This is a genomic window from Bifidobacterium aemilianum (genome assembly GCF_003315635.1).
Taxonomy (GTDB): Bacteria; Actinomycetota; Actinomycetes; order Actinomycetales; family Bifidobacteriaceae; genus Bifidobacterium; species Bifidobacterium aemilianum.
The window spans coordinates 320,834-341,577 of the sequence record NZ_PDCG01000001.1; the positions used below are offsets into that span (position 1 = coordinate 320,834).

Sequence of the window (20,744 nt, forward strand, 5' to 3'; positions counted from 1 at the left end):
TGCGGTAAGCGCCGGGTCTTGCCTGTGTTCAGAATCCCGGCCCGTGCTTCCATTCCTGCGAACAGAAAAGACTGCAGCCGGGCGGCCGATCTCACCGTCGTATTCTCAGCGTCGCCAACTGGAAGGGCTCAAAAGTCAGTACCGCACCTTCGGCTGTATCCACATGGTCAGGAGCCAGCGCCCTATTCAGATCGGCGGGTAGTTCACCCCCCTCCATAAGGTCAACCTCCTCAAGGGTGCAATCCTTGAGCTCATCAGTTAGGTGCAGCCGCCCGGAAGCCTGGCCACCGGCTGCCTCGTAGAGGCGCAGGATCAGGTCTCCGGAACCGTCGTCGGCCAGCTTGACCCAGTCGAGAACAATCAGCCCCTTGATGCTTTCCACCTGGGCCAGGGGCTCGAAGGCCGGCAGTTCCGGCAGAACGGGGGTGTTGAGCCGTGAGACCGAGGAAAGCACCCGATCCATGCCGGCATCGGCGACCAGGGACCATGCGAAGGCATGCATGCCCTGATCGGTATGGGGATCGGGGTATAGGGGGGCCGACAGGAGTGAAAGCCTCACCATGCTGCCAAGAGTCGCCGTATCGGCCGACCTGCCACGGATGGGCAGCACATCGGACCCGTAGGTAGTGGCGTTGACCACGGCCGCGGCGTAGGAGGCATCGGCTATACGCACGAACCGATGGGTGCAGCTCTCAAACTTGGCCTCCTCGCTGCGGGAGTTCTTCTGGATGGGCCGTTCAATCAGGCCGTACTGGCATTCATACTGGGCATTGACGGCCTGGATGGCCACAGGCATGTCGACCTTGAGGAACTGCTCGCAAGCCCTCCAATCCACCTGGGCCTTGAAATCAAGGCTATGGGACTGGGGAAGCAGACTGATCTCGGTGAGAATGCGGACACCCTTGGCCTGGGTCAGCACCCGTACCTTGGCGCTGCCGTCGGGCAGGCTTTCGGACGATTCGATCCTGGACTCCTCCAGGCCACGGGCGGTCAGGAAGGCATCACGCTGGATGTCCCAGGCATCCCAGTTGTAGGGTTCGTCCTTCATCAGCTCGTAGCGGCCCATGCGCGTGCCTTTAGGAACAAGTTCCCGACAGTCCGCGCTCTTGTCGATGACCGAGGAGACCGTGCCGTCGGGTTCCACGCGGACCCTGAGCATGTCGTTGCCCAATATGACCGAACCGTCAGGGTTACTGTCAACGGCGACGGGCCGCCCTTGAATGCGGGTCTCTCCACCCCGGGGCTCACACTGCTCCGCCGACTCAATGGAGACAGCCACGGTCTTGCATTCGGCGGCGAAACCGTCGGCCTGACGCACCCTCCAGGAATCGACTCCGTCATAGGCCGGGATCATCGCGTTGCCAACACGGGCGATCTGCGGCTGGGTCTTGCCGATGGCCTGTGCCGCCTCCTGTGCGATGGCCTCCAACCTGCCCAGATCACGAAGGTATTCCTCCCGGGCCTGGCGATGGACCCAGGCGATGGCCGAGCCAGGCAGGATGTCATGGAATTGGTTGAGCAACATGGTCTTCCATATGGAATCCAAGTCCTGCCGCGGGTAGCTGTAGGCGGGGTCCTTGATGGAGGCCGCGGCGCACAGGTATTCGACGGTGCGCAGGAGCGACTCCTCCAAACGGCAGCCCCGCTTCATGTCCTGCTGGGCCGTGAGCGTGCCGCGATGGAGCTCCAGGTAGAATTCGCCCTGGTATACGGGCGTCTCCCCCTGGGCATGGTCCACAATGTCCTCACGAACCATGTCGAAGAGCTCGTCGGGGCTGCCGAAGTCGACCCGCGGGGCCCCATTGAGATTCTGGAGCCGATGGATTCGGCTGTTCATCTCCCGGGTGGGGCCACCACCGCCGTCGCCATAGCCGTAGAGCATGATGGCGTTACGGGAGAGGTCCTTGTCAAGGAAGTTCTTCTGGGAATACATGACCTCATGCATGCTCACCGACGCGCCATAGGTGTCGGAGGGCGGGAAATGGGTCAGGATGGGGGTGCCGTCTATGCCCTCCCACATGAAGGAATGATGGGGGAACTTCGTGGTGTCGTTCCAGGAGATCTTCTGGGTCAGGAACCAGTCGTAACCCGCCCGGCGGGCTATCTGCGGCCAGGAACCGTTGTAGCCGAAGCTGTCCGGCAGCCAGATGCCCCGTGGCTCCACACCCAGGTGCTCCTTGAAGTAGCGACGCCCAAAGCTGATCTGCCTGACCAGGGACTCGCCCGCAGGTATCATGCCATCGGATTCGACCCACATGCCGCCGACCGGAATGAACCGCCCCTCCTTGACACGCTCCAGCATCCGCTTGAAGAGGTCAGGGTGCCCCTCCTCCAGCCAGGCGTACTGCTGGGCGGAACTCATGGCGTACTTGAACTCAGGATCGTCGTCCATGAGGGCCAGCACATTGGAGACGGTGCGGGCCACCTTGCGCTGGGTCTCACGCACAGGCCAGAGCCAGGCGGAATCAATGTGGGCATGGCCAATGGCCACATGCCGGATCACCGAGGAGGACGCGGGCTCCGCAAGCACGCCTTCCAGCTCATGCCGCGCCTGGGCAACCGTGCTCAGATCGCGCTCGTCATAGGCGTTGAGCGAGCGCTGCAGGGCCTTGGCCAACTGCCAGTACCTGGGGTCGTCGTCCTTGAGTTCGCGAATCAAGGAGGAGACGGTCTCCAGGTCCATGAGATAGCCATAGACGTCGCTGTCGAAGACCGACACGTCAATCTTGCGGAAGGTGTACGGCTCCTCCACCTTGCCGGTGGCGCGCTCGCCCAGATTGGTGGGTGCGTATGGTGTGGGACCCTCAACAAAGGGGTTGGCGGCCGCTTCAATATACACCGTGAAGTCACCGTGTCCGTCAATATCGCAGGTCGGCTTGCCGTCGGCCGATATGAGCGGAATCCAATGGTTTCGTGGGTTGGCGGACTTGATGGCTGTCCCATCGGCCCGGTAGACCAGGCCCTCCGCCTGGAATCCTGGTCCACGGTGCCCCAACCAGCCCAGGTCGATGACCAGTTCCACCTGTTTGCCGGCGACGGCCTCCAGATCGACGTGACCGCTGACCTCAAACCAGGTGGTGCCCCAGGTGGTGCCCCACAGGCCGGGAATGGAAAAGGGCTTGAAGTCGACCTGGCCCTGGCGGACCCTCTCAAGAAACGCGGACGAGGGCTCTGGCTCTCCGGGATTGTCGAAGGAGCGAAGTGTGCAGCTACCGGCCGGGGTGTAGACGTGCGGTTCGACACGCTGCTGCATGACACGCTCGCAGCGGCTGAGCTGCTGATCTGCGACAAGGAACATGATGGTGAACTCCTGTTGTGCTGTTCTGGGTTTAGGTTGCTTGGGCTTGTGCTGGTTGCTGCGCCTCTTCCGCGCTTGCCTGTGGGACCGTCTCAATCCTGGCTGTTCACAGGGGAAAAGGGCCGTAGCGGTGCGACGTCTACCCATGTCGCTGACGCTCCTCCCTGCGCAGACGCAATGTCGTCAGCTGGAACTGCTGGAGGCTGAGGGGCGCCCCGTCGGCTGGTTCGCCATCAGCCTGCGCCAAGCCACGGGGAAGATCCTCTGATGCTGGATACGAGGCGGATTGGGGCTGGCTCAGCTGCTCAAGCAAATCAGTCTCATAGACCTTGGCACCGGAAAGGGGACCCGACAGGTTGAGTCTGGCCTCGGCCTTGCCACCCAGGGCCTCATAGAGACGCACGATCACATCTCCTGAGCCATCGTCCGCCAGCTTTACCCAGTCGATGATGGCCAGTCCCTCCAGATTCTCCAGGCTTACCAGGGGTTCTAGGGCGGGCAGGTTGCCAATTGTTGGGGCATTGAGTTCCGCAGCCAGGGCGAGGGCATCTTCCCGACTGGCTCCAAGCTGCAGGGACCAGGTGAACTCATGCTGGCCCAAGTCAGTGCGAGGGTCGGGGTAGACGGGGGCCGATAGGAGCGAAAGCCTGAAGAGGGTGCCCACGGTGCGGCCTCGTCCCGTCAGCTCCAAGAGCTGGGTGGTGTCCGACCCGTAGATGGAATCGTTGACCACAGCAACCGCGTATGTGCCATCCGCAATGCGGGCGAAGCGGTTGGTGGAGCTTTCAAATTTAGCCTCGTCAGACGGGGTGTTCTTGACGATGGGCCGCCGGACGGTGCCGTACTGGCTGTCGTACTCAGCCCAGTCGGCCACCAGGGCCAGAGGCAGACCGACTTTGAGGAACCGCTCTCGCTCCTGCCAATCAATGCTGGCGTGAACATCGACATGATCGGCCTGGGCCCTCAGGGAGATGACCGTTTCGATGGAGCTCTTGCCAAACCGGTTCCCGACCGTCAGGCTGATTCGATCCTGGAACCTGCTGGTGGCAAGCACCCGACCTCCCTCAAGGGGCTTGGCCTGCAGGAGGGCATCACGCTCGATTTCCCAAGCATCATATACGGACGGCTCATCCTTCATCAGCTCATAGATGCCCAGCCGATGGCCCTCAGCCACCAACTGGCGCTGGAGACGCAGATCCACCAGGGAGGAAATCCCCCCGTCCGGGTCAACCCGAAGCTCGACTATGCCATTGCTCATTATCCAGGAACCGGAATCGGTCTGCCTCAGTTCCAGGCCTGTCCCCTCGTCCGATGACCTGGCAGTTGTCTCTGGGGCTGCGCTGTCGCCGGTATGGGGGTTCAGCTGACTGTCGAAGCTGCTGGGAAGGGAGCTGGCGGCCTTGGCCTTCCAGGACTGCCCATCCAGACGATACTGGCTGATACGCCCTTGTGGCAGTAGTGGTATGGAGCTATCAGCCAAGCCGATGGCCTGGCAGGCCTCCTGGGCGATCTCCTTGAGCCGTACCAGGTCTCGCGCGTACTGCTCCCGGGCCTCACGGTGGACCCAGGAGATGCCGGAACCAGGCAGAATATCGTGGAACTGATTCAGGAGCAGGGTCTTCCAGATATGATCGAGCTGGTCGCTGGGATAGCGGTAATCGGCACTGTAGAGACTGGCGGCCGCACATAGGTATTCCACAGTGCGCAGCAGGGACTCCTCCTTGCGGCAACCGTATTTCATCTGCTGTTGCGAGGTCAGGGTTCCACGGTGGAGCTCAAGATAGAGCTCACCCTTCCAGACCGGCATTTCATCACCGGCACTCTCCCTGAGCTGGTCGTAGGCAGCCTGGAAGAACTCATCGGGACCATCCAAGGTCACCCTGGAGATGCCCTCCAGGTTGTTGAAGCGACGGGCGCGCCCCAACATCTCACGCGTTGGGCCACCACCGCCGTCGCCATAGCCGTAGAGCATGATGGAACGATCGGCCAGGTCCTTGTCCTGGAAATTGCGCTCGGCATAGGCCAGTTCCTGCGCCGTGACGGAAGCGGCGTAGGTGTCAGAGGGCGGGAAGTGGGTGAAGATTCGACTGCCGTCAATGCCCTCCCACATGAAGGAATGATGGGGGAACTTGCTGGTGTCGTTCCAGGAGATCTTCTGGGTCAGGAACCACTCGTAGCCCGCCCGGCGTGCGATTTGCGGCCAGGCGCCTGTATAACCGAAGCTATCGGGAAGCCAGATGCCCTTGGGCTCAACTCCCAGGTGCTCCTTGAAATAGCGCCGGCCGAAGCTGATCTGCCGGACCAGGGACTCGCCCGTGGGGAGCATGCCATCGGATTCCACCCACATGCCACCGACGGGAATGAACCGCCCCTCGCGCACCCGCTGCAACATCCGCTTGAAGAGGTCCGGGTGCCCCTCCTCCAGCCAGGCGTACTGTTGGGCGGAGCTCATGGCGTATGTGAAATCAGGGTTCTCATCCATGAGCGCCAAGGCGTTGGAGACGGTGCGGGCCACCTTGCGCTTGGTCTCGCGCACAGGCCAGATCCAGGCCGAGTCGATGTGGGCATGGCCCACCGCCGTCACCTTCATAGCCGAGGCGTTGGCGGGTTGGCTCAGTACCCCAGCAAGAGCCTGTCTGGCTGCAGGCAAGGTCTCGTGGTCCATTTCATCGAAGGCGTTCAAGGAGTACTGAAGGGCCTTGGCCATCTTCCAGTACCGGGGTGAGTCCTTGTCCACTTGGGCCATCAGGCTGCTGACGGTATCCAGATCCAACCAGTAGTCCTCCATCTGCTGGTCATAGCCGCACAGGTTCGCGGCACGGAACACATAGGGCTCATCCGGCTTGCCGGTGGCATGGTCGCCCAGCTCCGTCTCGATGAAGGGAGGGACACCAAGCAGCAGTGGGTTGCTGGCTGCCTCCAGGTAGACGGTGAAGGAACCGTCGTGGGCGATCGGCAGCTGGGCGACAGCTTGGTCAGAGAGCAGGGGCACCCAGAAATTGCGTGGATGGACGGACTTGATGACGGTGCCATCGGGCCGATAGACCATGCCTTCGATATGGCCGCCCACCGAGTGGTCATACCAGCCAAGGTCAAGAATGAGTTCCAAAGGATGGCCGGCATTGGCCGGCTCATTGGCTTCAGTGGGTATCTTGCCGGAGATCTCGAACCATACCGTACCCCAGGTGGTTCCCCAGGGATCGCCGATGGTGAAGTCCTGAAAGACTATGTCCCCCCGCCCCAGCTCCTGGAAGAACATGTCACTGGGCATAGGCTCGCCAGGAATGTCGAAGGACCGGACCTTGCAAGCCGACAGCACCGGATGGATGCGTGGCGAGACACGCTGCCGCATGACTCGCTTGCACCGTTCGAGCTGCTGCTCTGCCTTCAGGAACATGATCCGTTTCCTTCTCTTGCCCTCTACCCTCGGTTGCCGCCCAAGCTGAGGATGACCCTTCCTCAGCTCCGCTACAGTACCGATTCACTGGGTGACGGGAATATGACATCCTCGCCAGCCCGTGCCCCGCTTCAGTGGAACTAAAACGCTTTAGTTGTATTCTGCCTTCTTGATGACCACTTGTCAAATTGGCCGCCGATTCCCACGGTCGGTCCAGCCACGGCATTGGCCCGAATACTGCTTGCCAGCACCTCTATCGTTGACAGTCTTATACGTCCGTATTCAGGGAAGCTTCCTACTACCCTTGCGCCGCAGGCTCGGCAGTATGGGGCTGCTCCTCTTGCCTCTGCGACTGCCCGTCATGGGGATTGTTTGCCGTTTGAGACCGCACCCCCGCCATGGCATCCAGACGGTAGCGAAGCCTCGCGTTCTCCCTCAACAACGCACCCTTCGCACCCAGGCTCTGCAGGGTGGAGCCGGTTATGGAACAATACACGAGCAGGAACCCGCCAACAATCAGCAAAGACAGGGGAAGGCTGATGTCCTGCTCACCTTGGTATTGGTCCCTCCAGTGCAGGAGTCCTATTCCCAGAACGATGCTGACCAGAGACGCGAGTGCCGCCACCAACCGGACGAAACGGTTCTGCGAGAAGCCGCGACCGAACCCGAACCAGACCTTGAGGCTATTGGAATGCACACAAACCCAACGGAACACGCTCCGCAGCCGAGCAAGAAGCCAACGCCAAGCCCCCTTCAGGAACTGCCAGACCCATAGGGCAATGCTTACCAGCAGTCTGACGACCGAGGCTACCAGGCTCTTGACACTCCCCCAGAGTCCCTTGCGCTGCTTGTGGTGGACACTTTCGACATCCTGGCGGACTGCCTTGTCTGCGGGATCCACGTTGCTTCCCTGTGCCGCTTCGTCCGCTTCGATCTTCTCGACCCGCTTGTGCTGGTTGTCTGCTGTTCGCTCACCGCTTTTCTTGTTCGCCATGCTCGGCGAGCTCTCGTCATGCCCGGCTCCCTGTTCGCCCTGCCGGCGTGTTTCATCAGCCTTGTCAGGTTCAAGCTGCCGCTGGGCTACGGTCCCCTTGCCTTGCCGTGCTTCCTTGCCGGTATCCTGCCGCCGGCCTTGCCGTCCAGTCTTGGCATCCTTGCCACGCCCGCTACGCTCATCCGATGGTTCAGCCATAATCGTTCGCCGTCCTTTCTACAGCATCTCAAACCGCTACGGCCTACCTCCACCATAGGTCCACTTGCCCCTCTCATCTCTCCGCAAACTCCAACACACCCAATCACTAGGTTTCAAGACAGCCAGGCTCGACAGCAGAAACAAGTAGGATCAGCTAGACAGCCGCAGCCGAAGATTGGCGGCAATGGGCAAACACCACGACGTAATCTGAACGCACGAAAACAGTCAGGGAACCAGGCAAGAAGCACAGACGATAAGCAGAAATACAAAAAAGCGCCACCCCTTACGGGATGGCGCTTGATGATTGGTGGAGCTGCGGGGAATTGAACCCCGGTCCGGTAACCGTACCCACAGTCTTCTACGTGCGTAGTCTGCTGGCCTAATGGCAGTTTTTCTGCCCCCACCTGTGTCGCAGACAACCGATGGCGGGCATATCTACAGTAAAAGTCCCCAAGTCACCCTGCGGTCCAATGACTCAAGCAAGTCCTCTCATGACGTCCAACATCCCCCCGAAGACGTGAGGGAGTGGGCGGAGCCGCAGCTCGCTGGTTAATCCTGGCTTAAAGCTCAGGCAGCGAGAGCGAACTCAGTGCGGTTAGATTTAGCACTTGTTCTTTTACGGGAGCACGTTAACGAGTGGACCCCCGCGTTCTCGGCACGCTTCCCTGCGACGAACAGGTCACCGTCGAAACCGATCAGCCCCAATCTTGAATTATCAAGCTTCCGATCTTTCGACCGGACTCCTCAATATACACCTGCCTGCCCCCAGACCCCACCTCTCAGCCGCAGGCATAGCGGGCAACCCCAGGGAAAACATGGCGCCGGCCTCCACCAGGCTGGCGCACAGACCCAGGTAAGGCGCGGGAGCTAGGCTGAAGCTATGAGAATTGTCCTACAACGGGTCAGCAGGGCTTCGGTCGATGTCCTTGGCGAGCAGACCGGCAGGCTTGATGAGACTTTCACGCCCCAGCACATCACTCAGGGCTACCTACTGCTGGTGGGAGTCAGTGACGATGACGGCCAGGAGCAGATTGACTGGCTGGCCCATAAGATAGCCAGGCTCCGTCTCTTCGAGGACGAGCAAGGCAAGACCAACCTCTCCATCGGCCAGATTGGCGGTCAGGTCCTGTCAATCTCCCAGTTCACCCTCTATGCCGACGTTCGCAAAGGCAACCGCCCCAGTTTCATTGCTGCAGGCAAACCCGACCATGCCAAGATGGTCTGGGAGGGGTTCAACAAGGCTTTGGAGACGGATGGACTGACGGTGAAGCGTGGCAGGTTCGGCGCCCACATGCGACTGGACCTGGTCAATGATGGCCCTATGACCATATGTATGGACACCGAACAGCTGATGGGGCATTAGAACCCAAGCGCCTCGTAGGAGGAGGCCGCACCCCAGCGCACAGCCTTGTGGCCCAAGGCACTGCCGCGTAGCCCAGCACAACACAAGCCGAGCCGCAGGGAGCCAAAAGGCCCGAACACCGCCTATTTGATGATGGGTCGTAGGGGTGCGGAGACATCCACCTGTTGCTTGTCACCGATCTTGCTGGGATCGTTGATGATCTTGTCGGTCACGGCCTGCTTGAGTTTCAGGTCAGACGAGTCGCCCCAAATCACGGTCAGGCTGCCGGAGTCCAGTTCGGTGGTGATGGAGTCCTGGGTCTCGGCCGTCACCTTGCTGATCCTCTGGCGCATGGTTTCCGGCAGGCTGCCGATGATCTTGACGGCCTCCTTGACGGCACGGGAGTCCAGGGCCGGCTTCAGCTTGGGCACTTCGATGACTGGGATGCCTTCGGGCGAGCCAGCGCCGACCGAGTTCAGGGTCCGCCCCTTGATGTCGACGGCGGTCATGGACCCATCCTCCGTCTTGAGCATGGCAGCGGGCTTTTGGGATTGCACGGTGACACTCAGGCTACGGGGGAACTTCTTGTCGATCTGCGCCTTGGTCACACCAGGAATCTCCACCAATTCCTTGGAGACATCCTGGGAGGAGACCAAAAAGAGCGACTTGCCGGCCTGCTGGTCGGCGATGCTCAGTATCCGTTCCTTGCTGACCCAGCCGTTGTCGCCCGAAACACTGATAGCCGAGCTTTCCAGCCGGAAGACGGTCGAGAAGAAGAGCAACCAGACCAGACCAGACAGCAGAGCCGCGGCGACCAGGCCGACCAGGACCTTGACGGCGACGGCACGGACGTTGACCTTCTGCTTCTCCCTGCGCCGGGCGTTGAAATCCACGACCTTGGGCCGGGCTGTCACTCCTAGCGGACCGGCTGTCTCCTCCAAGGTCCGCCCTATGAGATCCTCGCTGCGCAGCTGGCGGGCATCGACAAAATCTCCCGAACTGCTGGCGGCCACCACCCTGCCCTGCCGCTGGGGGCCTGACGCCGCGGCCTGGGCCGGACGATCCTGCCGCTTGCCTGATTGCCGTGAGGCGGAGCACCCTGTCTTGCACCCCTGTGCCTTCGTGGACCGATGACGGCAAAGAAGGTTCTTGAGGGAGGACTTACCAGCCCCGGCCCCTGTGGAGTCCTTGGGTTTTTCCCCCACCACGGCATCGATCTTCCTGGCAGCCGTCCGCTGGCGGCCAGCAGCCTGCCCGCCTACGATTCGGCGACCGCTTGGCTGACCGTCCTTGCGCGAATCATTGCCCTCTTGACCAGCTCCCCTGGAGCTGCGCGTGATACGACCGGCCATCAGTGCCCCTCGCCTTCTGACCCCTGCCGGCCATGGCCGCCGCCATCTTCCTGCAACAGGTCCAGCAACACCGGGCCCATGGCGGTGATGCTACCGGCGCCCACCGTGAGCAGGAGGTCGCCCGGCCTGGCCCGGCCCGCCAGGATGCCGGCAGCCTTGGTCATGTCGTCAACGGCGCTGATCCATGCTTCCCCTCCAGCCGAGCCAGAGGCCTTTCCAGGAGTCGTGTGGGAGTCCTTCAAGGCGAGTGCCTGGTCGACTATGGTCCTGGGGCCTACGCCAGGGAAATCCTCCTGCCGTTCGCGGGCCGGGTAGATGCCGGTGACTATCACATCATCGGCCTTGGCCAAAGCCTTGGCGAAGTCCCGGGCGAAGATCTGCGTCCGGGAGAAGAGATGGGGCTGGAAGAGGACCCGGATGCTGCTGTTGGGGTAGCGCCGCCTGGCCGCATCCAGCAGGGCCGAGATTTCCGTGGGGTGATGGGCGTAGTCGTCCACCACACTCACACCGCCACGCTGACCCTTGAGGTCAAAGCGGCGCGAGGCGCCCAGGAAGGATTCGGCCGCCCCTGCCGCCTGTGCAGGATCCATTCCCAAGAGTATGGCGGCCATGATGGCCTCGCTGGCATTGCGGGCGTTGTGCAAGCCAGGAATGGCCAGGCTGACCGGCAGCAGCGGGTCTTCCGGCCGAGTGCCAGCGGGCGACTGTGAGCCCAAGGACACGTCCCCAACCTCTGAAGCAGCAGCCAGCAGCTTGCCGGGAATCTCCAGGGTGAAGCTCTCCCTGCCGCTCCCCTGGCTCTCACGCTCGGAGCGGATGCCGACCAGACCGGCCACCTGGTCCGCCAAGCCTTGGGGCAGATCGGCCACAGTGCCGGTGGAGTACAAGATGGTATGGGAGAGTGCCCTCTGGTCCAGGTCCTGCAGCACATCCAGGGAACCTTGGTCGTCGGCTCCCATGATAATCCAGTCCCGGGCATGGCCCAGGTGGTCCACGAAGGCCTGCCGGTAGTGCTCTGCCGTTCCGTAATGGTCCAGATGGTCGGCCTGGGCGTTGGTCACGATGGCGATGGAGGGGTGATATTTGAGGAAGCTGCCGTCTGATTCGTCAGCCTCGGCCACCAGCACCGTTCCCTTGCCGGCGTGGCCGCCATCCAGACTCCTCCCGTCGGGCCCTTGGATGGAAGCGCCGATGGCGTAGCTGGGGTCGGCCAGCTGCCCCTGGCCGCCATGGATCAGGATATGGGCCAGGAGGGAGCTGGTCGTGGTCTTGCCATGGGCCCCGGCCACGCTGACGGAACGGTGGCCGGCCATAAGCAGGGCCAAAATGTCACTGCGGTGAACAATCCGCGCACCGGCTTGAAGGGCCGCCTGTATCTCCGGATTGTCGGCCTTGATCGCGCTGGAATAGACCACGGTATGCGCACCGGCCACGTTACGGGCCTGCTGGGGGCAGTTCACGGTGATGCCCAGGGCCTGGAGCCGGTCCGTGCGGGCGCTGGCCTGGCTGTCGGATCCACTGACGACGATGCCCTCCTCATGGAGCATCTCCGCCAGCACACTCATGCCAGCCCCACCGATGCCGATGAAGTGGGTGGGGCCCAGGTCCTTGAGGCTCTCCCCCGGCCCAAAGGCCGGTTGCTCCGGGACCAAGAGACCATCCTTGCTTGCCGTCTTGCGTTCAGACACCACGTTCTCCTTGGGATTGTTGCTCCGCCACCAAAAGCATGACAGGGGACCTGCACGGACCTGGGGCCGATCGGCGCGGGCACTGCCGCCACCAGCGTCACTGGAGGCAATACTAATAGCTACAGGCCATGGGTCGGCGGCGGCTGACCCAACTCACACAGTTTCGACCAAACTACAGCAACGCACGAACCACAGCACCAACCAAAGCAAACCCCAGACCGGCTGTGTCTACCGGTAACCCGGGTTACCTGATCGACCTTCCCTAGTTGCCCGCGCCAGCGGCCAGGTCCAGTATCTTACCGGCCATGACCTGGGCCGCATCCCGGATGCCGTAGGTCCAGGCCTTGCCACCCATGGTCTTCAAGCGGTCAGGGTCACTCAGAAGTTCGGGCACTGTGCTCCGTATCCAGTCCGGGTTGAAGTCCCCGTCGTCCACCAGCAGACCTCCGCCGGCCCGGACCACGGGTTCGGCGTTGAAACGCTGTTCCCCGTTGCCGATGGGAAGGGGCACGTATATGGCCGGCAAGCCAAGGGCGGCCAGTTCGCACACCGATCCGGCACCCGACCGGCAGATGACCAGGTCGGCGCAAGCGAAGGCCAGGTCGATCCGTTCCAGGTATTCAGCCAGATGATAGTCACCCTGGCCCTTATGGCCGGGGTCCAGGTCATTCATGACATCCGGCCCTGCAGTGGCCGAGACCTGCTGGCGGACCTCGTCCATCTTGCCTTTGCCGGTCAGGTGGACCAGCTGGGCATGCTCCAGCAGTTCTGATGCCGACCCGGCGACCGCCCTGTTGATGCTCAGAGCCCCCAGGGAGCCACCAGTCACCAGGACAACGGGCCGTTCGGGGTCCACCCCCAGGGCCGCCGCAGCCCGCTGCCTGCTGCTTGAGCGGTCCGTCTGAAGGTCCAGGCACAACTGGGCTATGGTCGGCCGCAAAGGCAGCCCTACCCGCTGCAAGCGGCCGCCTGAGCCGACCTTGAGGCCGGTTCCCTCAAAGGCGGTTCCAACGAAGGAGGCCCAGCGGGCACCCAGCCTATTGGCCATGCCGGCCCGGGCATTCTGCTCATGGACGACTATGGGAAGCTTCATCCGGTGGGCGGCCTGGTAGACCGGCGCGGAGGCGTATCCGCCGAATCCCGCCACTATCTGCGCTTGACGGCTCTCAAGGATGGCCCGTACCTTCCGGTTCGTCCTCAGCCATCGGCCGGGGAAACGCAAAGCTGCTGCATTGGGCCGCCGGGGAAAGGGGAGCTTCTCGATGGGGTCAAGTTCAAAGCCGGCCGCCGGGACCAGCTCGTGTTCAAGTCCCGCATTGGTGCCTATGACACTGATCTGGGCCTGTGGTTCCAGTTCCCTGATGGCCGCGGCTACCGCCAGCAGAGGATTAACATGACCGGCGGTCCCTCCCCCGGCCAGTACGATGCGGTGGCTGGGTCCGGCCTGCTGGACCTGACCTGCAACCACCGACCCACTGACCTGGCCCGACTCGCCCATGCTCGCTCCCCTCGTTGTCACAATCAACTCATGGCTCTTCCAGCTTACGAGTGTAACGCCACCGCATCCGCCCGAATCTCGGGCTGCTGCCGCATCATGCTGGCCGCCACACCGGCAGCGATCAGGCACATGACCAGCGAGGAGCCGCCCGCCGAGACGAAGGGCAGGGGCACTCCCATGACCGGCAGGAGCCCGACCACGACCATGATGTTGATCAGGGCCTGGCCCACAATCCAGACAGTGATGCACACCAGGACCATGGACACGTACCGGTTGCCGGTCTGCAAGGCCACGCAGATCATGCACCAGCCCAGGATGGCGAAGATGATGATGACCAGGGCGGCACCGATGAAGCCGGTCTCCTCGCCGATGATGGCGAAGATGAAGTCGTTATGGGCCTCGGGCAGGTAGTTCCACTTCTCACGAGAGTTGCCGATGCCGACACCGAAGAGCCCACCGGACCCCATGGCGTACTTGGCATGCAGGGCCTGGTAGCATACATTCTGCTGCGCCTTGCCGGAGCAGCCCTGGTAGGCGGCCATGATGCGCTTCATACGGTTGGGGCTGGTCACCACCGTGAGGGCCACGACCACAAGCAGAGCGGCCGCCCCACCGGCCAGCCACTTGCCTGGAAAACCGCCGATTATGAAGGCCACAGCTCCGATGATCACCACGATCATGGCCGTACCCAGATCCTTGCCCAGCATAATCGCCAGGAGGCTGGCGGCATAGCCAACGATCGGCCGCGTATAGGCCTTGATGCCCTCCTCCTCATAGTGGCGGCCGGCGATGCTCAGGGAGGCCGGCAACCATACGCATAGGGAGAGTTTGACCACCTCGGCGGGTTGCATGGTGAAGACACCCCGGATGCCGATCCAACCGGTGTTGCCGTTGACCTGCACACCCAGTGGCGTCAGGGTCAGCAACTGCAGGCATATGGACCCGACCACCAGCCATGGTGCCAGTTTTCGGTAGACCGCCACCGGCACGGCCATAGCCCCCAGCCCCAGGAGGATGCCAAGAACGCAGTATATGCCTTGGGTGAAGGCCTGCTTCCAGGGAGAGAGATCCTGGGAGATCATGGTCACAGATGAGCTGGAAAAGACCATGATCACGCCAAAGCAGGTGAGTATGGCCACCGCCACCCTGAAGCCGTGATAGCACCAGAGGGGGTTGAAGATGCTGCGGATGCCTTGGTAGTCAGCGAACTTGACAACCGGGTCCCGACGAGCACCGCCGCCGGCGGCTTGCCCACCCCGGCCCGTGGACCTGGCGGCGCTCCTGGCGGCCCCAATCAGGCTCTGGAACAGATCCGAACCGACCGATGCGGCAGGGGCTTTCCTCCTGCCGGCGGTCTTGGTCCCCACCCCAGCCTTGGGTCCTTTACGACCTACCGGCGGATTGGGGGTCCTGCCGGCCCGGCCCGCAGCCGCCCTGCCCGAGGGGCTGGATGTCGACTTGCGCGCCCCTGCCCCGGACGAGGCCCTACGCCCTGTCTGCTTGCCCTCAGTCATGCTGACTCACCCACTGTCGCGCCTGGTTGGCAAACTGGTCACCCCTATCGGCATAGGAGCCGAACTGGTCCATGGAGGCGCAGGCCGGTGCCAGGAGCACCACGTCACCCGCCTGGGCATAGGAGCCCGCAGCCGCCACGGCCCTGGCCATGACCGTATCGGGCTCCTGGGGATCAATGAAACTGACTGGAATCTCAGGGGCCTGGCTGGCGAAGGCCTGACGGAAGGGTTCCTGGTCGACGCCAATGACCACTGCGGCCTTGATGGTGGCCGCCTGGCTGCTGATCAGGTCCTCGAACCGGCTGCCCTTGGCCAGCCCTCCCGCGATCCACACCACGGATTTGGGGCCGAAGCTGCTGAGCGAGGCCTGGGCCGCCAGGGTGTTGGTCGCCTTGGAGTCATCAACAAAATCAATGCCAGCCCCCTTGGCTCCATGGGTGCTCGCCACGGTCTGGATCCGATGGCCATCTGGGGCGAAGGCCCGAAGGGCCTCCAGACAGGGATCCAGGTCGGCTCCCAGCCCCAGGCACAAGGACAGGGCTGTCATGGCATCGGCCAGAAGGTGGGGGTAGGGCTGCCCGTCTGTGCGGCACAGTCGCGGGAAGCCGCTGACCTGTGCCACGCGACGGGCCTGCCCAACTTCGGCGGTTAATCCGCTCATATCAACCAGCCACCCCTGAGCCACTCCCATCTGCCCGGCGGCGGGTTCCTGGAGGGTCAGGCCCACCTTCCGGCAGCCATCCGCCAGCTGCACCTTATGGGCCAGGGAGGTCACCAGGGCGTCCTGGGCGTTGTAGACCAGGGTGTGCCTGACTCCCTGGAAGACCTTGGCCTTATCGGCGGCATACTGTTCGAATCCACCATGCCAGTCCAGATGGTCGTCGGCGATGTTGGTGATGGCCGCACAATCCAGGGCCAGGGACTTGGTGAAGTGGAGCTGGAAGGAGCTGAGCTCCACACACAGGGCATCGTTGTAGGGGTCCACAGCGGCCTGGGACAGGGGTTTGCCGATATTGCCGACGGCGGGTGCCCGCAGGCCGGCTGCCGTCAGCATGGAGGCCGTCATCTCAGTCGTGGTGGTCTTGCCGTTGGTTCCGGTGATACCCAGCCATGGGGCGGGCAGACCGGTGCGTGCGTTGCCGACCCGTAGCCGCCAGGCCAGCTCCACCTCACTGATGACCTCTATGCCCCGTGACTGGGCCTCGTGGATGAAGGGGGTCCGGGGGTTGAATACCGGCGAGGTGACCACCGTGTCGATGGCTGACCAATCAATCTCTTCAAAGGAGTGCAGGTCGGCCCGGGCCTGGCCCTGGTCAAGAGTGATGACCTGGTGGCCACGCTCGGTCAGGAGCTGGGCTGCGCTGCGCCCGGATATGCCCAGACCCGCCACCAGTACGGTCTTGCCCACCATAGTGCTTCCGTCCTCCCGTATCTCGTCCACAGCCTGACCTCCTTGAGGCCGGCACCGCTACATGCCTTGTCCGGCCTGCACTCCCCCACTCAGAAGAGCGTGCCTGACCGGCCTACCCAATCCCCGTAGAAGATCATGAGCCCAATGAGCACAAAGATGAATTCGACCATCCAGAAGCGGACCACCACCTTGCCCTCACTCCAACCCAGGAGCTCGAAATGGTGGTGGATGGGAGCCATTCTGAAAACCCGCTTGTGGGTGAGTTTGAAGCAACCCACCTGGATGACATCAGAGGCCGATTCAATCACGAACAGGCCGCCGATGATTACAGCCAGGAACTCCGTATGGGTCGTGATGGACAGGGCCGCGAAGAGACCACCCAGGGCCAGGGAGCCCGTGTCGCCCATGAAGATGGTGGCCGGGTTGGAGTTGTACCAGAGGAAGCCGAAGCATGAAATCGCCGCGCACAGAGCGATGATGGTGGTGTCCAGAGGGTCGGAGACGGCATAGGTGAAGCCCGCGTGGCCGGACCCCCGCAGGTGGTAGCTCTCCCAAAAAGCGATCAGGGCGTAGCCGCAGAAGGCGATCATGGTGGTGCCGGAGGCCAGGCCGTCCAAGCCATCAGTCAGGTTGACAGCGTTGGTCCATGCCGTCATCAGGAAGGTGACCCAGAGGATGAAGATGACCATGGCCAGAACACGGCCGGCGAAATCGAAATTGAAGAAGGGGGTCTCGATGAAGCTCATGCCGGCCTGGGCGCTGGGGAAGCCCGACTTGGTGGGTACGATGAGGGCCAGGACCGCGAAGATGGCGGCCAGGATGAACTGCCCGATGAATTTTGCCCTGACCGATAGGCCGGTGTTCTGCTTCTTGCTGACCTTGGCAAAGTCGTCGATGAAGCCCAAGAGCCCCATGGACACGGTGGCGAAGAGGATCAGCAGGGCAGAGTTCGAGGGAGCCACACCTCGGGTGAACAGACGGTAGAGCGCCGAAGACAGCCAACCCAACACGATGGCCAGGATGATGACCAGACCTCCCATGGTGGGGGTGCCACGCTTGATCATATGGGATCGGGGCCCGTCCTGGCGGATGTACTGGCCGTAGTGCAGCTTGTTGACCAGACGGATGAGCAGGGGGGTGCCGACGATGACTACGATCAGGGAGACCGCTATGCCAATGATGAGTGAAATCAATCTACCCGCTCCGCTTCTGTCTCATAGGAGCCCATGTCTACCGCTCTCATGCTATTCGCCTTTCCCACTTGCCTCACCAGCCTGATCCCCTGCCAGGGACTTGGCCTGTGACCCCCACTCCCCAGCCAGACCACTGAGGCCCGAGGCATGGGAACCTTTGAGCAGGACCACTGCTGCAGGATGGCCCTCCAGCATGGTGTCCAAGAGGGCTCCGACCCCTTCAGGCCCATGAAGCAAGTGTACCGAACACCTGCAGCGGACACGTGAGGCTTCAAGGTCCTCGCCGGATCCCGGCCCGCCGGTGTCGGCGCTCTCGCTTGCCAAGGCCTCCCTGGCCCCCTGGGCCAAGGCTGCGGCAAGGGTGTCCAGATGGGTATCCTGCTGGCTACCCACGGCGATCAGGGCATTGATGCCCGTCATCGCCGCGTAGGCGCCGATCTGTCGGTGCAGGCCCAGCTCGTCCCCGCCCAGTTCCAGCATGGCACCCAGTACGGCCACCCGGAAGGGTTGATGGTCCAACTCCGAGGCCCAGTCCCTTACAGCATCCAGACCGGCCCTCATGGAGTCAGGGTTGGCGTTGAAGGAGTCGTCGATCAGGGTGAAGCCGTGCCTACCCACAGTGACCCTGGAGACATCCATCCGGTGGGGACTGATGCCCTTGACCTGTGTCAAGCAGCTGGTGATGGCTTCAAGGGGCATGCCGTAGTGGGCGGCCACAGTCGCCGAAGCCAGGGCGTTCATGACATTGTGACGGCCGCTGATGCCTAGATGGACCTGGGCGCGCTCACCCTGGGGATTGCTCAGGGTGAAGACCGGCCGATCATACTGGTCGACCTCCAGGTCGCTGGCCTTGGTCATCGATTGGGCGATTGGCCCCTTGCCGTCGCCTGCCCCAGGTCCAACGGCGGCATCGGACCCATCCATGCCAAACCAGAGCACCTGCCCGGGGGCCAGGTCGGCCATGGCCGCAACCCTGGGGTCATGGGCATTGAGCACGGCGACCCCACCCGGGCGCAGCCCCTGGATGATCTCGCTTTTGGCCTGGGCTATGCGGTCCACGGAACCGAACTCCCCCACATGGGCCGTGCCCACCTTGAGGACCACAGACACGTCCGGAGGTGCGATGCGGGTGAGATTCGCTATCTCCCCCACATGATTGGCGCCCATCTCTGCCACCAGGAAGCGGGTGTCAGGGCCCACACGCAGGGCGGTCAGCGGCAGGCCTATCTCATTGTTGAAGGACCCAACCGGTGCCACGGTAGGCCCCAGATGCCCCAGCAGGGCAGCCAGCAGATCCTTGGTGGTAGTCTTGCCGACCGATCCGGTGATGCCGATGATGTCAAAATCCCCAGAGGCCCGGCGACGGCGCTCAAGGTTGTACTGGGCCAGGCGACCCAGAGCCAGCACCGTATCATCCACCTGTATCTGAGGCAGGTCGGCCCCGGGAACCGGGTGGTCCACCAGAGCCGCCAAAGCGCCGGCACTGCCGGCACCGGCCACAAAGTCATGGCCGTCCACCCGCTCGCCCGCTATGGCCACGAACAGGCTGTCGAGGCATAGGTCGCGCGAGTCACTGAGCACCTGGGAGAAGACACGCTGCGATTGGGCTTGCCCTGTCTGCCCCACCTTGGGGGCATCCGTGAACTGGCCGGTTTCTATCAACCGTCCACCCACTGCCCGCACCAGCTCATCAATGGTCATAGGCATCATGATCTTGTCAGCTCCCGGCATCACAGTCCCATCTCTTCTCGGCTCGCCACGCTTTCCTGTATGCTATTTCCTGGCCTGATGGCCCGTGCCTGGTTGCTTGGACGATAGGTCTCACAGCCCACACCGCGGGTGAAGCCTCCAGCTGCCCATTGATTCCTCGTCAACGCCTTGACCCCCTCAGCCCAAATCGCGGGAGACCCGCAAGGCGCCCTTGATGCTGCTCTTACGCACCCCCGCCGCAAGGACCATGGCTATGGAGAGGGACAGGTGACCACGGCTGTCGGCGTCATAGACGACAGTTGTCTGGTCCGCCATGGCGTCGGACTCGTCCGTCCGCAGTGTCAGCGACAGGTCCTTGTCCGCCTCGAATCCGTAGTGGGCGGCCGTCTTGGAGACCAGCTCCCGACGCTTGTACATCACCGGCCTGCCTTGGCAGCCCAGCACGTCAATGGTCACGGATTGCAGGGAGTTAGGCCGCAAGGTCTGCTGGTCCAGGGCCACCACCACAGCTGAGGCGCCATCCTCGGCACACACTGACATCAGCCCCTGAATATCAAGGATTCCCAGGGGGTAGTTGAGCTCGAGCTTGCGTTCCAAGGAGGAGGAGCCGGCGGCGCTGATCAGGCCCACCGGGTTGCCGAGCATGTGCAGGAAGTCAGACAGGCGCAGGGCATTGGCCTGGACCTCATCGGGGTCATGCCCGCAGATGGCGAAGATGGCCAGGGTGTCGGAGGCCGAACCGGCCATCTCAGCCGCCATGGCTCCCATCTGCTGGGCGGAGGGCTGGCCGAAGAGGATAGGCAATTCGGGGTTGCCGACGTGCCCACGCATTGCGGGTGGCACCAGGGCCGCATAGGCACCCTGGGCCTGGGCCTGCTCAATCTGGGCCAAATCAACCTGGCCAGCAGGGATGTACAGGGCACCTGGCCTGACTGATTCCAGCCGATCTGCCAAGGAGGTGATGGTCACACCCGAAGCGAAGCCAGGAGCAAGCTCAAAACCGTAATGGCTGACCAGGTATCCCAGGGTCAGCCGCCGTGAGGACGCCTCACTCACCATGCTCACTGCCAACCCCCTCTCATTGTGGCCCCTTCCCGCATACCCTCGTTTTTACCTTTCTCAGGCCCATGGCCCACGAGTGGCCCCGAC

12 protein-coding genes and 1 other RNA gene are annotated in these 20,744 nt (G+C 62.6%); 1 reads left to right on the forward strand and 12 read right to left on the reverse strand.

Annotated elements, in window-relative coordinates; genetic code table 11:
• Nucleotides 1–91 precede the first annotated feature (91 nt).
• From CRD60_RS01400 to ssrA, 4 genes are all read right to left on the reverse strand, one after another.
• Complete coding sequence (locus CRD60_RS01400) at nt 92–3,298, reverse strand: alpha-mannosidase (RefSeq protein WP_113859516.1); 3,207 nt, start codon at nt 3,296–3,298, stop codon at nt 92–94.
• 139 nt (nt 3,299–3,437) lie between these two features.
• The gene (locus CRD60_RS01405; RefSeq protein ID WP_113859517.1) at nt 3,438–6,695 is read right to left on the reverse strand and encodes an alpha-mannosidase; all 3,258 of its coding nucleotides are present in this window, start codon (nt 6,693–6,695) and stop codon (nt 3,438–3,440) included.
• A 298-nt stretch (nt 6,696–6,993) separates the two neighbouring features.
• Nucleotides 6,994–7,887 carry a hypothetical protein gene (locus CRD60_RS01410; protein ID WP_113859518.1) on the reverse strand — a complete coding sequence of 298 codons (894 nt, stop codon included), beginning with the start codon at nt 7,885–7,887 and terminating at the stop codon, nt 6,994–6,996.
• A 305-nt stretch (nt 7,888–8,192) separates the two neighbouring features.
• Nucleotides 8,193–8,590, reverse strand: a transfer-messenger RNA (tmRNA) gene (gene ssrA / locus CRD60_RS01415).
• Between the two features lie 177 nt (nt 8,591–8,767).
• On the opposite strand from ssrA, the gene dtd reads away from it, so the two are divergent.
• Nucleotides 8,768–9,250, forward strand: a complete 483-nt coding sequence (dtd, locus tag CRD60_RS01420; RefSeq protein WP_113859519.1) for a D-aminoacyl-tRNA deacylase — start codon at nt 8,768–8,770, stop codon at nt 9,248–9,250.
• A gap of 122 nt (nt 9,251–9,372) precedes the next feature.
• Here dtd and CRD60_RS01425 read toward each other — a convergent pair whose 3' ends face one another.
• The 8 genes from CRD60_RS01425 to CRD60_RS01460 all read right to left on the reverse strand — a co-directional run bounded on the left by CRD60_RS01425 (nt 9,373) and on the right by CRD60_RS01460 (nt 20,654).
• The gene (locus CRD60_RS01425) at nt 9,373–10,581 is read right to left on the reverse strand and encodes a cell division protein FtsQ/DivIB (RefSeq protein ID WP_113859520.1); all 1,209 of its coding nucleotides are present in this window, start codon (nt 10,579–10,581) and stop codon (nt 9,373–9,375) included.
• Nucleotides 10,581–12,269, reverse strand: a complete 1,689-nt coding sequence (locus CRD60_RS01430; RefSeq protein WP_113859521.1) for a UDP-N-acetylmuramate--L-alanine ligase — start codon at nt 12,267–12,269, stop codon at nt 10,581–10,583. The genes CRD60_RS01425 and CRD60_RS01430 overlap by 1 nt, the downstream gene beginning before the upstream one ends.
• Before the next feature lie 262 nt (nt 12,270–12,531).
• A complete protein-coding gene (locus tag CRD60_RS01435) occupies nt 12,532–13,767 on the reverse strand; it encodes a UDP-N-acetylglucosamine--N-acetylmuramyl-(pentapeptide) pyrophosphoryl-undecaprenol N-acetylglucosamine transferase (RefSeq protein WP_113859522.1) in 1,236 nt (411 codons plus the stop codon).
• Nucleotides 13,768–13,811: 44 nt separating this feature from the next.
• Entirely contained in the window at nt 13,812–15,281 is a 1,470-nt protein-coding gene (locus tag CRD60_RS01440; RefSeq protein ID WP_113859523.1) for a peptidoglycan glycosyltransferase FtsW, read from the reverse strand.
• Nucleotides 15,274–16,692, reverse strand: coding sequence for a UDP-N-acetylmuramoyl-L-alanine--D-glutamate ligase (gene murD / locus CRD60_RS01445; RefSeq protein ID WP_113859654.1), 1,419 nt, complete (start codon nt 16,690–16,692; stop codon nt 15,274–15,276). The genes CRD60_RS01440 and murD overlap by 8 nt, the downstream gene beginning before the upstream one ends.
• A gap of 89 nt (nt 16,693–16,781) precedes the next feature.
• Nucleotides 16,782–17,885: a phospho-N-acetylmuramoyl-pentapeptide-transferase gene (gene mraY / locus CRD60_RS01450; RefSeq protein WP_113859524.1), complete on the reverse strand. Its 1,104-nt coding sequence runs from the start codon at nt 17,883–17,885 to the stop codon at nt 16,782–16,784.
• A gap of 51 nt (nt 17,886–17,936) precedes the next feature.
• Complete coding sequence (locus CRD60_RS01455) at nt 17,937–19,595, reverse strand: UDP-N-acetylmuramoyl-tripeptide--D-alanyl-D-alanine ligase (RefSeq protein WP_113859655.1); 1,659 nt, start codon at nt 19,593–19,595, stop codon at nt 17,937–17,939.
• Nucleotides 19,596–19,772: 177 nt separating this feature from the next.
• Complete coding sequence (locus tag CRD60_RS01460; protein WP_236630776.1) at nt 19,773–20,654, reverse strand: UDP-N-acetylmuramyl peptide synthase; 882 nt, start codon at nt 20,652–20,654, stop codon at nt 19,773–19,775.
• Between the last annotated feature and the right edge of the window lie 90 nt (nt 20,655–20,744).